Consider the following 14702-nt stretch of genomic DNA (forward strand, 5'->3'; position numbering starts at 1 on the left):
CGAACGAACTGCCTCGCTACGTCTAACGCGCGAGGCTGCGCCGGTCAGAAGCTGAGCCGCACCTTTCGGATCACTCCCGCAACCGACAGCTCGCGGTTCTCGTCGACCGCATTCTCGTCCTCATGATGCCATGCGGCCGACAGGCAGCCATAGGCGATGGCATGGTCGAGAATGGCAGCCGGCGTCTGGCCGAGTGTCCCGGCGAAGATCTCGGCCATATGCGCGATGCGCTCGGGATCGAGGCAGAGGTCGTCGCGCCCCAGTGGGTTGTAGAACAGATTGGCGGCGTCGAAGCCGGGATCGCCGAGCACGCCCTTCGGGTCGATCGCCAGCCAGCCGCGCGCACCGTGCAAAATGTTGTCGTGATGCAGGTCGCCATGCAGCGGCTTGACCGCATGCGGGGCATCGAGCAGCCGGTCCGCGATTTCGGCGGCCTCGATATAGAGGCTGTGCTCTCCGGCGTCGCGATCGGCTCCGGCCTTTTTGAACAGGCTGGCAAACCGTGTCCGCAGCGGCTGCAGGTCCGGCGGGGCAGGGTGTCTTGAGGGCGAGAACAGTCTCCCCATCAACTCGGCCGCGATTGCGGTCGCGGCGTTGTCGCCTTCCTTGGCCAGAACTTCGGAAAGCAGGGTGTCACCGGCATATTCCAGCAGCATGCGGTGGCCGTCCCGGCCAAGCAGCCGCACCGCGCCTTCGCCGCGCCGCCATGCGAGATAGTGCTCGCCGCGCAACTCGTCCTCGACATCGTCGAATGGTTTGAGCGCCTTGACGATGGCCGGCGAGCCGTCCTCACGCCGCACCTTCCAGATGCGGCTCGAAAACGTCTCGGCAATGAGCTCGGGCGCGCTGATCTTCCAACGCTTTGGAAATGCAGGCGCGTCCATTCAGAGCGTGATGCCGAAAAGTGTTAAGCGGTTTTCGGGCGACAGAATGCTCTCTCCAACTGAATTAAAGGCCGAGCATCAGATCCATGTTCTGAACGGCAGCACCCGAGGCGCCCTTTCCGAGATTGTCATAGACCGCAATCAGCAGCGCCTGCGCCCGGTCGTCATTGGCAAAGACATAGACCTTCATGCGGTTGGTGCCGTTATAGACCTCGGGATTGATCTCGGGCAGGCGCTCCACGTGCTCGTAAGGAGCTACCTCGACCACGCCGCCCTTGATGGCGGCAAAATGGTCGGCGATTGCCGCGTGCAGTTCGGCGCCGGCCGGCACATGGTCGAGCCCGCCGAGCTGCAGCGGCACCACTGTGATCATGCCTTGGGCGAAATTGCCGACCGCCGGCTGCATGATCGGATCGTGCGACAGCTTCGCATAGGTGCGCAGCTCCGGCACATGCTTGTGCTGCAGGGTCAGCCCATAGACCTGGAATTCAGAGGCATCCTCGCCCTTGGCGACATAGTCCTCGATCATCGGCCGGCCGCCGCCCGAATAGCCCGAAATGCCATTGACCGTGATCGGGAAATCCGCCGGCAGCAGACCGGCAGCGACCAGCGGCCGCAGCGTCGCGATCGGCCCTTGCGGCCAGCAGCCGGGATTGGCGACGCGTTTCGCATTGGCGATGATCCTGGCCTGATCCTTGTCCAGCTCGGCAAAACCGTATTCCCAGCCCTCGGCGACGCGATGCGCCGTGGAGGCGTCGATCACCTTGGTGGTGTCGTTGGCAATCAGCGACACGCTTTCCTTGGCAGCCGCATCCGGCAGGCACAAGATGGCGACATCGGCGGCATTGAGGAACTCGGCGCGCGCCGCCGTTTCCTTGCGGCGCTCGGCCGGGATCGAGATGATCTCGAGGTCGCCGCGCTCGGCCAGCAGCGCCCGGATCTGCAGGCCGGTGGTGCCGTGTTCGCCATCGATGAAGATTTTCGGTTTCATGTGCCCGTCAATTCCCTGCTAATTCAGGCCTATATGCCCTGGCCATGGTTTGCCGCGCCATGGTTCCCGCTGTTCAGCTCTTCCGCCCGCGCTTTTCGCTCGGCCACCAGGCCGAGATAGTGCATGGCCACCATCGAGCCGGCGATCGCCGTTATATCGGCGTGATCATAGGCCGGCGCAACCTCGACGACGTCGGCGCCGACAATATCGACCTGGCCGAGCTGGCGCAGCGTCGACAGGATTTTCGCCGAGGACGGTCCGCCGGCAACCGGCGTGCCGGTGCCGGGCGCAAAGGCCGGGTCGAGGCAGTCGATGTCGAAGGTGAGATAGGTCTTCCTGCCGCCGGTGCGGTCGACGATCGCATAGGCGATGTCGGAAGCCCGCATCTCCTCGATCTCGTGACCGTAAAGGATCTTGATGCCGAACGTATCGGGGGCATGCGTGCGGATGCCGATCTGGATCGAGCGGTCGGGGTCGATGATGCCTTCATTGACGGCGCGGCCGACGAACGAACCATGGTCGATGCGCTTGCCATCGTCAGGCCAGGTGTCCTGGTGCGCATCGAACTGCACAAGCGCCAGCGGCCCGTGGATGGCGGCATGTGCCTTGAGCAGCGGCCAGGTGACGAAATGATCGCCGCCGAGCGACAACAGGAAGGCACCCGATTTCAGGATCTTCGCCGCCTCGCGCTCGATCGTGCCTGGTGTCTTCTGGTGATTGCCCGAATCGAGCAGGCAATCGCCATAGTCGATGACGGCGAGATGCTCGAACAGGTCGCGCGAGAACGGATATTGCGGGTCGTTGTCGAGGATCGCCGAGGCGCGGCGGATCGCCTGCGGCCCGAAGCGCGCGCCCGGCCGGTTGGTGACGGCGGCATCGAACGGAATGCCCCACACGACGGCGTCCGCGCCCTTTGCATCCTTTGTGTATTTGCGCCGCATGAACGACAGCGCGCCGGCATAGGTCGGCTCGAAGGAAGGCCCCGTCTTGGAGCGGGCGGTGAACGCGTTGTCGATGGTCTGGTTCGCCATTACGGGTCCTTCTTTGTTCATCGGGCTGCCACAACTATAGAACCGGCACGCAAGATGCCAGTCACAGCTTGGCGAAGGACTTGTATAGCCAAGGCGCAAGGCCCGGCGGCTTCCTCTCCGGCGGCTGCGGCGATGAACTGGCGGTGCAGGCCGGCATGCCGGCCGAGACCACGGTTTCTGGGCCGAACGCGGCGCCACCATCATCCAGACCGACGAACCGAAGGCTGCGATTGGCTGGCTGGGGGCCAATGGGTTTCGGGTGCCTTATGTGGATGAAGCGAAGCCGGCCGAGCCGCGAATACGGCGAGTATCAATTAGAAATCGTACGTCGGCGCCATCACCTCACCCGGCGCTGCGCGCCGACCTCCCCATCGAGGGGAGGTAGGGCGTTGGCGCTTTAGATTCCGACAGTCGTAGCGATTGCGAGGCATGCAAGGCTGCCGCGACCTCCTACCTCCCCTCGATGGGGAGGTCGCGCCGAAGGCGCGGGTGGGGTGACAGCGCCGCCCGCAAAATCTTCACGCCGCTTTCGCTACGCCATCCAACTCCCTTAGCACATCGGCCGACAGCTCCAGTTCCGCCGCCGCCAGGTTCTCTCTCAAATGCCCGACCGACGACGTCCCCGGGATCAGCAGGATGTTCGGCGAGCGGCGCAGCAGCCAGGCGAGCGCGACCTGCAAGGGTGTGGCGCCGAGCCGCGCGGCCACATCCGACAAGGTCGACGACTGCAGCGGGCTGAAGCCGCCGAGCGGGAAGAACGGCGTGTAGGCGATGCCGGCGCGCGCCAGTTCATCGATCAACGCGTCGTCGTCGCGATGCGCCAGATTGTACTGGTTCTGCACGCAGACGATCTCGGCGATCCCACGGCCTTCCTCGACCTGCGCTGGGGTGACGTTGCTCAGGCCGATATGGCGCACCAGGCCCTTGCGCTGCAATTCGGCAAGCGCGGTCAATTGCGCCCCGATCAAGCCCTCGGCCGGACCCATCACCCCGAACATGATGCGCAGATTGACGACATCCAGCACCTCAAGGCCGAGATTCCTGAGATTGTCGTGCACGGCCTGCTCAAGTTCCTTGGCGGAATAGGCAGGCAGCCATGAGCCGTCGCTGCCGCGCCGCGCCCCGATCTTGGTGACGATGACGAGGTCTTGCGGATAGGGCGCCAGCGCTTCGCGGATCAGCTGGTTGGTTACATGCGGGCCATAGTAGTCGCTGGTGTCGATGTGGTTGACCCCGGAGGCCACCGCTTCGCGCAGCACTGCAATGGCCGCGTCATGATCCTTCGGCGGACCGAAAACGTGCGGGCCGGCAAGTTGCATGGCGCCGTAGCCGAGCCGTTTCACGGTGTGGCTGCCGAGGGTGAATGTGCCGGATTTTTGGATGGTGGACATGGTCGGTCTCCTTTGAGGAGGCGAAGATAGACGCTGCTCAACCTCGGGATAATAAGGTACAATCCGTACAGCTTGTGCGGAATGGCGAACAATGATGGACCTTGGCGATCTGAACGCTTTCGTGACGGTGGCGCGTGCCGGCGGTTTTCGCGAAGGGGCTCGCGCCGGCGGCGGCAGCGCGTCGGGCCTGAGCGAAGCGGTGCGCCGCCTGGAGACGCAGCTCGGCGTCAGGCTGTTCAACCGCACCACACGCAGCGTTGTTCCAACCGACGCAGGCCTCAGCCTCTTGGGAAGGCTTGGCCCAGCGCTGTCGGAGGTGGAGGCGGCCCTCGACGTGGTTAATGGCTTTCGCGACAGGCCGGCCGGTTCGCTGCGCCTCAACGTCCCGGTCAGCGCCGCGCGGCTGATATTGCCCGACATCGTTCCGGGCTTCCTCGCCGCCTATCCCGGCATTCGGCTGGAGGTCATCGCCGATGAGAACTTCGTCGACGTGCTGGCGGCCGGCTGCGACGCCGGCATCCGCTATGACGAGCGACTGGAGCAGGACATGATCGCGGTGCCGATCGGACCGCGCGTCCAGCGCTTCGCCACTGGCGCCAGCCCCGCCTATCTCGATCGCCATGGGCGGCCGCAGCACCCGAGCGATCTGCTTGGCCATGCTTGTCTGCGCGGCCGTTTTGCCAGTGGTTTGATGCTGCCGTGGGAATTCGAGCGCGACGGCGAGGTGGTGCGGGTCGACACGACGGGGCCGTTGATCGTGCGCATCGGCGGGGCGAGCGATCTTGCCGTCCATGCGGCGATTGCCGGCAGCGGCATCGTCGCTCTCTTTGAAGGGTGGCTTCGCCCTCACTTCGAAAGCGGTGACCTGGAGCCCGTGCTCGAACCGTGGTGGCAGAGCTTTCCCGGGCCATTTCTGTACTATCCCGGACGGCGTCTGGTTCCGGCGCCGCTACGGGCGTTTGTCGATTATATCAAGGCCGGCAAGTTCTGAGACTTGAACCGAGGCCGGCGCCATCACCCCACCCGGCGCTTCGCGCCGACCTCCCCATCGAGGAGAGGTAGGGCGTCGCGCTCTTATGGTCGGGTTTTGGTGTCAGCCGAACCCCCGTGGATTGTTCAGGGCGGCAAAACTGCCGTGACCCCTACCTCCCCTCGATGGGGAGGTCGCGCCGAAGACGCGGGCGGGGTGACTGCCGTGACCCAAACAAAAAAGCCGCCCGGAGGCGGCCTTTCGATGTCTGGAACGTCGCAGCGCTTAGCGCTTCGAGAACTGGAAGGAACGACGGGCCTTCGCCTTGCCGTACTTCTTGCGCTCGACGACGCGGCTGTCGCGGGTCAGGAAGCCGCCCTTCTTGAGCACGGCGCGCAGTGCCGGCTCGTAGTAGGTCAGCGCCTTGGAAATGCCGTGACGAACGGCACCGGCCTGGCCGGAGAGGCCGCCGCCGATGACGGTGGCGACGATGTCGTACTGGCCGGCGCGGTTGGAAGCGATGATCGGCTGGTTGAGGATCATCTGCAGGACCGGACGCGCGAAATAGGTCGCGAATTCCTTGTCGTTGACGACGATCTTGCCCGAACCCGGCTTCACCCAGACGCGGGCGATGGCGTTCTTGCGCTTGCCGGTGGCATAGGCGCGGCCCGACTTGTCGAGCTTCTGGACATGGACGGGTGCTGCCGGCTGGGTGTTGGTGTTGCCGGTGGCGGCGCCCAATTCTGCGAGCGAGGAAAGCTCAGCCATCTTATGCAACCTTCTTGTTCTTGGCGTTCAGCGCGCCGACGTCGAGGGTGACGGGCTGCTGGGCGACATGCGGATGTTCCGTGCCTGCATAGACGCGGAGGTTCTTCATCTGGCGACGGCCGAGCGGCCCGCGCGGGATCATGCGTTCGACGGCCTTCTCGACGACACGCTCGGGGAAACGGCCCTCGAGCAGCTGGCGCGCGGTGCGCTCCTTGATGCCGCCGGGGTGACCGGTGTGCCAGTAATAGACCTTGTCGGTGAACTTCTTGCCGGTGAACACCACCTTGTCGGCATTGATGACGATGACGTTATCGCCGTCGTCGACATGCGGGGTGAAGGTGGGCTTGTGCTTGCCGCGAAGATGATTGGCGATGACAGTGGCGAGACGGCCGACGACGAGACCCTCGGCGTCGATCAGCACCCACTTCTTCACCACATCCGCAGGCTTCTGCGAAAAGGTTGCCATGGATTTCTGCTTTCGATTTTGACCTTCCGAAGAAGGCGTTTCTTGTTGCTTGGATTGGCGACAAAGCACTTGCCCGCCGCCAATAACAAAACGGCGGCCTTGGCGGGCCGCTGCTTCGTGACGGCTTATAGGCGAGGGGAGTGGGCACGTCAAGGCGCAGGAAACGCACGTCTGCTCGCAAAAACAAAGGTTTGACCAAAAGGTATTATTTTACCACATCGGCGGCGCGCTTCGGCGGGATCGAATAGGTGCCGGTCGCATGCGCTACCGTGTGTCCCCTCGGTCCGCCGACGATGTCGATATCGAACACCATCAGGCTCTTGCCCAGCTTCAGGATGCGGCAATGGCCGTCGATCGGCCCGGCTTCGGCCTTGCGGACGAAATTGATGTTGAGGTTGACGGTAACCGAAAGCGCATCCGGCCCGGCATGGCTGAGCACGCAGACATAGCCGCCAATGTCGGCCAGCGTGAACAGCGAGGGCCCGGACACCGTGCCGCCGGGCCGCAAATGCCGCTCGTCGGCATTGAGCCGCACCGTGCAGCCGCCCGGAAACACATCGAGCGCCTCATACGACGTGAACTCGTCGTTGAGCTGCGGGTAGACGCTGGCCATCAGCGCATTGACTTCAGCCGCCGTCAGCACCGGCTTGAGATTATCCTGGGCGGGCATGTCGGTCTCTCGTTCTATGCCGGGCCTGTATGAACGCAATGATGCGCTTCTGGCAACACCTCTGGCGCAAGCGATGGGTGTTGATGAAACTCGATCCGATATTAGATAGTCTGGCGGCGCCCGGCGGAATCGCGGAGACCCTTGTCATGGCCGAAATCCTTTCGATCAAACCTGTTGCCATAGACGGGCCGGTCATCGCCGGGCTGGACAAGGGCGTGCTGCGCCTGACGCTCGCCAATCCGCCCGCCAATGCCTTGTCGCTTTCCGTCATGGCGGCATTGAGCGCCGAGCTCGACCGTGCCAAGGCCAACAAATCGGTCCGCGTCATCGTCTTGGCGGCCGCCGGGAAAGTCTTCTGCGCCGGTCACGATCTCAAGGAAATGACCGCGCGCCGCGCCGACGCCGACAAGGGCAAGGGGTTTTTCGAGCAGACATTTTCGGCTTGCGCGGCGTTGATGCAGCAGATCGTGCGCCATCCGCTCCCGATCATCGCCGAAGTCGATGGCCTAGCCACCGCTGCGGGGCTGCAACTGGTTTGCAGTTGCGACCTCGCCATTGCCTCGCATGAAGCGACCTTCTGCACGCCGGGCGTCAATATCGGCCTGTTTTGTTCGACGCCGATGGTGGCGCTGTCACGCAACGTGTCTCACAAGCACGCCATGGAAATGCTGCTCACCGGCGAGACCATCGATGCCGCAACCGCCAAGGAATTCGGCCTGGTCAACCGCGTCGTGCCGCGCGAATACCTGAATCAGATCGTCACCAAATACGCGCAAACCATTGCCTCCAAATCATCTCTGGTGGTCAAGACCGGCAAGGAAGCCTTTTACGCGCAGGCCGAGATGGGGTTGGCGGACGCGTATGCCTATACCGGCCGCGTCATGGTCGAGAACATGCTGGCCCGCGACGCCGAGGAAGGCATCGGCGCCTTTATAGGCAAGCGTAAACCGGAATGGACGGACGAATAGGCTTTTCGATCCATGGAACCGCGCATCTCCATCATCACCATCGCCACCGACGATCTCGAGCGCGCCGTGCGCTTTTACGAGGGCATGGGCATGAAGCGCCACGCCGGCATCACCGATGGCGTCGCCTTCTTCCAGATGGGCGGCGCCATTCTCGGCCTGTTCCCGCGGCCAAGCGCCGAGGAGGATTCAGGCATTGCCTTCGCCGCAGCACCGTCGGCGGTCTACCTCGCCTACAACACCCGCTCCGATGCCGAGGTTGACGAGGTCTTGGCCGCAGCCGAGAACGCCGGCGGCACAATCGTCAAGCCGGCCGGCCGTGCCTTCTGGGGCGGCTGGTACGGCTATTTCGCCGATGCCGACGGCCATGTCTGGGAAGTGGCGCACAATCCGGCCTTCCCGATCGCGGATGACGGCACCATCTCGCTGCCGGATTGAGCGTCCGCATGGGCTATCGCAAGCAACTGACCCGGCTTAAGGCGCCTTATCTCAAACGCATCCTGATTGACCCCGAGCGCGTGGAAGATTGGGAAAAATATCCCTGGAACCTGCCGCTGTTCCGCGGCCGCGAATTCGAGCTCGAATTCACCACGCCGATCACCATCATTGTCGGCGAAAACGGCACCGGCAAATCGACGCTGCTGGAAGCGATCGGCGCGGTGGCCGGTTACGACGAAGCCGGCGGCGGCAAGGGCTACATGCCCGTCGACCACTCCGGCGCCATCGACGAGAGTGGTGCAGCGCTTGCCGACACGTTGCGCGGCCACTGGCTGCCGAAGGTCACAGCGGGTTGGTTCTTCCGCGCCGAATCTTTTTACACGGTTGCCCGCTATCTCGATCAGGCGGCGCTGGAATCTGGCGGGGCGCCGCCGGATTTCCTGTCCTGGTCGCATGGTGAAGGGTTCATCCGCTTCTTCGAGGAGCGCTGCCGCCGGCAAGGTATCTACATCCTCGACGAGCCCGAAAGCGCGCTGTCGCCATCGCGGCAGATCGAGCTGCTGAAGATGCTGCGGCGCATGGACCGGTCCGGCACGGCTCAAGTGATCATGGCGACGCACTCGCCGCTGCTGATGGCCTGTCCGGGCGCGCGGCTGTTCCGCATCAGCCGCTTCGGCCTCGACCCCACAGATTTCACCGATACCGATCATTTTCGCATGATGCGCGACTTCTGCACGGACCCGCAGTCCTTTATGGAGGAAGCACTGAGGGAGACCGACGAGTGAATCACGATAGCTACGACAATGCCTATATCGGCGGCATCCTCAATTCTGTGAAGACCATCGCCATGGTCGGCGCGTCGGCCAACGATGTCAGGCCGAGCTTTTTCGTGCTGAAATATCTGCTGGCCAAGGGCTTTTCGGTGTTTCCGATCAATCCGGGGCAGGCCGGCAAGGAAATCCTCGGCCGCATGACCTATGCCAGCCTTGCCGATCTGCCGGAGCCGGTCGACATGGTCGACATCTTTCGCGCCTCTGCATCGGTGCCCGGCATTGTAGATGAGGTGCTGAAGCTCGACCCCTTGCCGAAGGTGATCTGGATGCAGCTTGGCGTGCGCGACGACGAGGCGGCCGCGCGTGCCGAGGCGGCCGGTATCAAGGTGGTGATGAACCGCTGCCCGAAGATCGAATATGGCAAGCTGTCGGGCGAGATCGGCTGGACCGGCGTCAACTCCGGTGTGCTGTCGTCGAAGAAGCCGCTGATGCGGTCGGGATTCCAGAGTTTCGGTGTGCGCCAGAAGTAAGGCAGTGAATGGTGAATGGTGAATAGAAGGATTTTCCTGGAAGCCGGGTAAAGCCGCATATGAGCGGCTTGCAATCAAGGTGGGACTGGCCGACTTTGCGACCACCATTTATCGCTCACCATTCATCATTTCACCATTCACACGTTTACCGCTCAGGGAGGTTTTCGATGACCCGCACGCCCGGTTTCAACACGCTCGCCGTCCATGCCGGCGCCAAGCCCGACCCGGCAACGGGCGCACGCGCCACGCCGATCTACCAGACGACCTCCTTTGTGTTCGACGATGCCGACCATGCCGCCTCGCTGTTCGGGCTGAAGGCCTTCGGCAACATCTACACCCGCATCATGAACCCGACCCAGGCGGTGCTGGAAGAGCGGATCGCGGCGCTCGAAGGCGGCACGGCTGCACTTGCCGTTGCTTCCGGCCATGCCGCACAGGTGATCGTGTTCCACAATCTCATGCGGCCTGGCGATAATTTCGTCGCCGCCACAAGGCTTTACGGTGGTTCGATCAATCAGTTCGGCCATGCCTTCAAGAATTTCGGCTGGGAGGTGCGTTGGGCCGACACCAACGACATCTCCACTTTCGAAAGCCAGATCGATGGCAAGACCAAGGCGATCTTCATCGAGAGCCTGGCCAATCCCGGCGGCACCTTCGTCGACATCGAGAAGATCGGCGACATCGCCCGCAAGCACGGCTTGCCGCTCATCGTCGACAACACGCTGGCCTCGCCCTATCTGGTGCGGCCGATCGAGCATGGCGCCGACATCGTCGTCCATTCGCTGACCAAGTTCATCGGCGGCCACGGCAATTCGATCGGCGGCGCCATCGTCGATGGCGGCACGTTCGACTGGTCGAAATCCGGCAAATATCCGATGCTGTCGGAGCCGCGCCCCGAATATGGCGGCCTTGTCCTGCACGAAACCTTCGGCAATTTCGCTTTCGCCATCGCCGCGCGCGTGCTTGGCCTGCGTGACATCGGCCCGGCGATTTCGCCGTTCAATGCCTTCCTGATCCTGACCGGGCTGGAGACCTTGCCGCTCAGAATGCAGCGCCATTGCGACAATGCGGTCACCGTCGCCGGCTGGCTGTCCAACCACCCCAAGGTCGCCTGGGTCAACTATCCCGGCCTGCCCAGCGACAAGAACAACGCGCTGCAGAAGAAATACTCGCCGCAAGGCGCCGGTGCTGTCTTCACCTTCGGCCTCAAGGGCGGCTACGAGGCCGGCATCAAGTTCGTCGAGGCGCTCGAACTGTTCTCGCACCTCGCCAATGTCGGCGACACCAAGTCGCTGGTCATCCATCCGGCATCGACCACGCATCGCCAGCTTTCCGACGAGCAGAAGGTCAAGGCGGGTGCGGGACCGGACACGGTCCGGCTTTCCGTCGGCATCGAGGATGTCAACGACATCGTCGCCGACCTGGAACAGGCTTTGGCCAAGGTTTGATTTTTTGAGTGAGTAGTGAGTAGTGAGTAGTAGTCGGTATTCACTAGTTAGCAGTGATTAGTGATTAGCCACCCGCTCGAGGGAGCGCTTTCCACTCACTACTCACTACTCACTACTCACTAACCTGTTGGAGGCAAACCCTGTCCGCGCATTACCTGACAATATCGACCGACAGCGTCGACGCCGAACATGGCGCCCCGGCGCCGGATCGTCTGATTGCGGGCGATCCGAAGTTCCGCACCTGGAATGTCGAGGAGCGCGATGGCCGCCTCTATGCCGGCATCTGGGAAGCGACGCCGGGCAAATGGCGCATCGAATATGACGAATGGGAGTTCTGCCACATCCTTTCCGGCGTCTCGGTGGTTGCCGAGGACGGCGGCGAGGCCCGCACGGTGCGCGCCGGCGACAGTTTCGTGCTCAGGCCAGGCTTCAGGGGCAGCTGGGAAGTGGTTGAAACGACCCGCAAGGAGTATGTGATCAAGCTCTGATCACGCGGCGCGCTTGGACTTCACAAAAGCCGATCGATGTCAGTGTCGGAAAAGCCGTATCCGCTCATCATCTCCCTGTGCCAGGGACTGCCAAGCAAATCACTGAGACATAAGTCGACGCGCTGGAGCAGGGTGGCACTGCCTTTGGCGAGAGCGAAAGCGCCGGGCGCTGGCTGTTTTTCGACTGCCGGGACGTCGATGACGTCGAGAGGCGCGTCGGGTCGCCGGCTCAGATAGCCGCGATGCGCGAGCGCTACACTCGCATAGGCATGCACCACGCCGGCCGCGACGGCGTTTGCTGCTTCGGCCTGAGTGGCAAATATCCTTAGCCGTTCGGGCTGAATAGCGTTTTGCAGGGCCGTCCGGTGCTGGATCTGGCCCGATATGACGCCGATCAGCGCCGTCCGATCATTGGCTACGGACCGATAGCCATCGAAGGCCCGGGGATTGTCTTTCGCGACCAGCAATCCATCCGCCAGCATCCAGATCGGCCTTGTGAAGTCGACCAGCTTCCGGCGGTCGTCGGAAATGAACAGGCCGGTGGTTATGTCCCACCGATGTTCGGCAAGCCCAGGCAGCAGTTCGGCAAACTCGGTCTCGATGGGCAAAAGTTCCAGCCCGAGCGTCAGGCAGACCCTCGTGGCCAGTTGGGCATCGCTGCCGCCCAGACGTCCCGATCCGTCGATAAAGCAGAAGGGTGGTTCCTGTAGAAAGGCGAATCTCATTTTCTCGGGCATGCGTCGGCTCCGCCGTCCTCACAAGCTCACAATGAGCTTTTCCAGCCCATGGAAATGATAGGTGTCGCGGAAGCGCGGCTCCTCCGCAAGATGGAGTTGCGGCTGCCGCTCGAACAGGGTTTTCAGCGACACCTGCAACTCCAGCCGCGCCAGCGGCGCACCGATGCAGAAATGGATACCGGCGCCGAACGAGACATTCTTCTGGTCTAGTCGGCCGGGCCGGAAGGCGCCAGGTTCGGCAAGGGCAAGCGGATCATGATTGGCCATGCCGAGCAGCAGGCCGATCGTCTCGCCCGGCTGTACGACAACCCCGGATGTCACCTTGACCTCCTGATAGGCGTAGCGGGTGAACATGTGCAGCGGCGCGTCGAAGCGCAGGCACTCCTCGACCGTCGCAGCGGTTGCTTCCGGCGAGGTGAAGAAACGGCCGGGGTCGCCGCCTTGCGCCAGCAACGTGCGCACGGCGTTGCCGGTTTGATGGACGGTCGCCTCGTGGCCGGCATTGAGCAACAGGATGGCGGACGAGACCAACTCGTCTTCCGACAGCTTCTGGCCATCCTCCTGCGCCGCGATCAGCAGCGACAGCAGGTCGTCGCCAGGCTTCTTGCGCCGCTCGGTGACATAGCCGCGCAAAAAGTCGGAAAAATCGCGCGCGGCGCGATTGGCCGCTTCCTCGGTCTCGCGCGTCCGGCCATGCATGTACATGGCCACCATCCGGTGCGACCAGTCGAGCAGTTGCGGCCCCATTTCGACCGGCACACCGAGCATTTCGGCAATGATGGTGATCGGCAAAGGTGCGGCGAAGCTGGGCAATAGATCGACCTGGCGCGGTTCGAAACGGTCGATCAGCTCATTGGCCAGCGCCTCCACGCGCGGCCGCAGCCGCTCGACCTGGCGCGAGACGAAGGCGCGGTTGACCAGGGTTCTGAGCCTGGTGTGCACCGGCGGCTCCAGCTCCAGCATCGAATTGCTCTCGATGCCGTCGAAAGCGGCCAAATGCGAGCGATCCTCGCCGATGCCGCGGCTGTCGGGAATGCCGGCCGGGTTCTGGCGACCGAAGCGGCGGTCGCGCAACAGCCGGTTGACGTCGTCGAAGCCGCCAAAGCACCAAAAGCCGAATTCCTCCCAGAAGAAGGCATTCGATGCGCCATGCAGGACGGCATAGGCGTCGTAGGGGTTCTGGAAAAACGCCGGTTCGTGCGGATCGAGCCGCAGGCGGCGCGTGGCTGGATCAAAGGCGAGGTAGGGCGGCATGGATGTGGTCATGCCAGACCATTACCGCGGCTTGCCGGCTTGGTGCCAGACCGGATGTTGGCACCCGACGGCCCTATGGATTGAGCCAACCGAGGCGGACCTCGGCGAAGTACCGAAGTCTAATCCTCGCAATGCCTGGCAATATGCACGCGGCGCCAGCTGGTCGAGCCTTCCTGCACCACCACCCGGCGCGCCATCCTCTGGTATGACGGCGCTATCTGGGTGACGTGCCGCCGCTCGGGCCGCACCAGCACTTCATGGGCGACGCTCTCATATTCGGCCGGCAGCACAACCCGGCGGGTGCGCTCCGGTTCAACCACCACTGTTTCGGCCACACGCGCGTAGCGGGCCTTGCGCCACACCTTGCACAGCACCTTGCGGCCGTGGATGACGCGCCATTCCCAGGCATAGCCGCCATCGTCGACCTGGACCGTGCGGTAAACGGTGCGGGTTCTCGCCGGTACGATGTCATAGGTGACTCGGGGCGGCGCGATCTGCTCGACGCGCTCCATGGTGCCATAGATCGGCGGATCATAGTCGACCAACTGCCCGCCGGGACTGACCATGACGTCTTCATAGACGGTGTCATAGAGCGCCGGCCTGTGCACCGGCTCATAGCATTCGGCGGCCCGGCCGCCGGCAACCGCATCGGACACCATGCCGAGACCGGCAAGGCCGGAGATGGCGAGGCAAGCAGTTTTCCTGATCATGGCACTCCCCTGTTTGAACCCGAAACGTGAGGTTCAATGTTGAATTGTAGGGGAAGGTTCTCCGGGGGAAAGCGGTTTCGCCGCATTTCGTTAAGCGACGCGGTTAAGGAATTGCTACACCGCAAAAACGCCGCTGGCCGCGTTCGGACTTTCCCTTGCGCGGAAACCTTGATTCGACTTAACCAGAT

The 14702-nt window shown here is 63.1% G+C and carries 17 protein-coding genes and 1 pseudogene; 8 read left to right on the plus strand and 10 right to left on the minus strand.

What is annotated here, in order from left to right:
• Nucleotides 1–44: 44 nt before the first annotated feature.
• The 3 genes from NKI88_RS00500 to speB form a co-directional block, all read right to left on the minus strand.
• Entirely contained in the window at nucleotides 45–884 is an 840-nt protein-coding gene (locus tag NKI88_RS00500; RefSeq protein WP_352653500.1) for an aminoglycoside phosphotransferase family protein, read from the minus strand.
• 64 nt (nucleotides 885–948) lie between these two features.
• The gene (gene argC / locus NKI88_RS00505; protein WP_023682318.1) at nucleotides 949–1875 is read right to left on the minus strand and encodes an N-acetyl-gamma-glutamyl-phosphate reductase; all 927 of its coding nucleotides are present in this window, start codon (nucleotides 1873–1875) and stop codon (nucleotides 949–951) included.
• 29 nt (nucleotides 1876–1904) lie between these two features.
• Nucleotides 1905–2906, minus strand: coding sequence for an agmatinase (gene speB, locus NKI88_RS00510; RefSeq protein ID WP_023669405.1), 1002 nt, complete (start codon nucleotides 2904–2906; stop codon nucleotides 1905–1907).
• Between the two features lie 98 nt (nucleotides 2907–3004).
• Here speB and NKI88_RS00515 point away from each other — a divergent pair.
• A pseudogene (locus NKI88_RS00515) lies at nucleotides 3005–3224 on the plus strand (glycerophosphodiester phosphodiesterase family protein); the annotation flags it as partial.
• A gap of 200 nt (nucleotides 3225–3424) precedes the next feature.
• Here the strand turns inward: NKI88_RS00515 and NKI88_RS00520 are convergent.
• Complete coding sequence (locus tag NKI88_RS00520) at nucleotides 3425–4297, minus strand: aldo/keto reductase family oxidoreductase (protein WP_352653501.1); 873 nt, start codon at nucleotides 4295–4297, stop codon at nucleotides 3425–3427.
• Nucleotides 4298–4388: 91 nt separating this feature from the next.
• Between NKI88_RS00520 and NKI88_RS00525 the strand changes: the two genes are divergently transcribed.
• On the plus strand, nucleotides 4389–5288 hold the full coding sequence (locus NKI88_RS00525; RefSeq protein ID WP_352653502.1) for a LysR family transcriptional regulator: 900 nt from the start codon (nucleotides 4389–4391) through the stop codon (nucleotides 5286–5288).
• Between the two features lie 264 nt (nucleotides 5289–5552).
• Here NKI88_RS00525 and rpsI read toward each other — a convergent pair whose 3' ends face one another.
• From rpsI to NKI88_RS00540, 3 genes are all read right to left on the minus strand, one after another.
• The gene (rpsI, locus tag NKI88_RS00530) at nucleotides 5553–6035 is read right to left on the minus strand and encodes a 30S ribosomal protein S9 (protein ID WP_023669408.1); all 483 of its coding nucleotides are present in this window, start codon (nucleotides 6033–6035) and stop codon (nucleotides 5553–5555) included.
• A 1-nt stretch (nucleotide 6036) separates the two neighbouring features.
• Nucleotides 6037–6501, minus strand: coding sequence for a 50S ribosomal protein L13 (rplM, locus tag NKI88_RS00535; protein ID WP_023669409.1), 465 nt, complete (start codon nucleotides 6499–6501; stop codon nucleotides 6037–6039).
• Between the two features lie 205 nt (nucleotides 6502–6706).
• Nucleotides 6707–7171, minus strand: coding sequence for a PaaI family thioesterase (locus NKI88_RS00540; protein WP_352653503.1), 465 nt, complete (start codon nucleotides 7169–7171; stop codon nucleotides 6707–6709).
• A gap of 146 nt (nucleotides 7172–7317) precedes the next feature.
• Between NKI88_RS00540 and NKI88_RS00545 the strand changes: the two genes are divergently transcribed.
• From NKI88_RS00545 to NKI88_RS00570, 6 genes are all read left to right on the plus strand, one after another.
• Nucleotides 7318–8139, plus strand: coding sequence for an enoyl-CoA hydratase (locus NKI88_RS00545; RefSeq protein ID WP_023689473.1), 822 nt, complete (start codon nucleotides 7318–7320; stop codon nucleotides 8137–8139).
• A 12-nt stretch (nucleotides 8140–8151) separates the two neighbouring features.
• Nucleotides 8152–8574, plus strand: a complete 423-nt coding sequence (locus tag NKI88_RS00550) for a VOC family protein (protein ID WP_352653504.1) — start codon at nucleotides 8152–8154, stop codon at nucleotides 8572–8574.
• Nucleotides 8575–8582: 8 nt separating this feature from the next.
• Nucleotides 8583–9359 (plus strand): AAA family ATPase, encoded by a 777-nt coding sequence (locus NKI88_RS00555; RefSeq protein WP_023682312.1) that lies wholly within the window; start codon nucleotides 8583–8585, stop codon nucleotides 9357–9359.
• Entirely contained in the window at nucleotides 9356–9877 is a 522-nt protein-coding gene (locus NKI88_RS00560; RefSeq protein ID WP_023711525.1) for a CoA-binding protein, read from the plus strand. Before NKI88_RS00555 ends, NKI88_RS00560 begins: the two co-directional genes overlap by 4 nt.
• A 167-nt stretch (nucleotides 9878–10044) precedes the next feature.
• Nucleotides 10045–11325 (plus strand): O-acetylhomoserine aminocarboxypropyltransferase, encoded by a 1281-nt coding sequence (locus NKI88_RS00565; protein ID WP_023742820.1) that lies wholly within the window; start codon nucleotides 10045–10047, stop codon nucleotides 11323–11325.
• A 140-nt stretch (nucleotides 11326–11465) separates the two neighbouring features.
• The gene (locus NKI88_RS00570; protein WP_023823245.1) at nucleotides 11466–11813 is read left to right on the plus strand and encodes a cupin domain-containing protein; all 348 of its coding nucleotides are present in this window, start codon (nucleotides 11466–11468) and stop codon (nucleotides 11811–11813) included.
• 20 nt (nucleotides 11814–11833) lie between these two features.
• Here NKI88_RS00570 and NKI88_RS00575 read toward each other — a convergent pair whose 3' ends face one another.
• From NKI88_RS00575 to NKI88_RS00585, 3 genes are all read right to left on the minus strand, one after another.
• Nucleotides 11834–12550, minus strand: coding sequence for a transporter substrate-binding domain-containing protein (locus NKI88_RS00575; protein ID WP_352653505.1), 717 nt, complete (start codon nucleotides 12548–12550; stop codon nucleotides 11834–11836).
• An 18-nt stretch (nucleotides 12551–12568) separates the two neighbouring features.
• Nucleotides 12569–13816, minus strand: coding sequence for a cytochrome P450 (locus tag NKI88_RS00580; protein ID WP_352653506.1), 1248 nt, complete (start codon nucleotides 13814–13816; stop codon nucleotides 12569–12571).
• A 107-nt stretch (nucleotides 13817–13923) separates the two neighbouring features.
• Complete coding sequence (locus NKI88_RS00585; RefSeq protein ID WP_023689466.1) at nucleotides 13924–14514, minus strand: hypothetical protein; 591 nt, start codon at nucleotides 14512–14514, stop codon at nucleotides 13924–13926.
• Nucleotides 14515–14702: the final 188 nt, after the last annotated feature.

Source organism: Mesorhizobium sp. M0317, from assembly GCF_040321555.1.
In the GTDB taxonomy this organism is placed as follows: Bacteria; Pseudomonadota; Alphaproteobacteria; order Rhizobiales; family Rhizobiaceae; genus Mesorhizobium.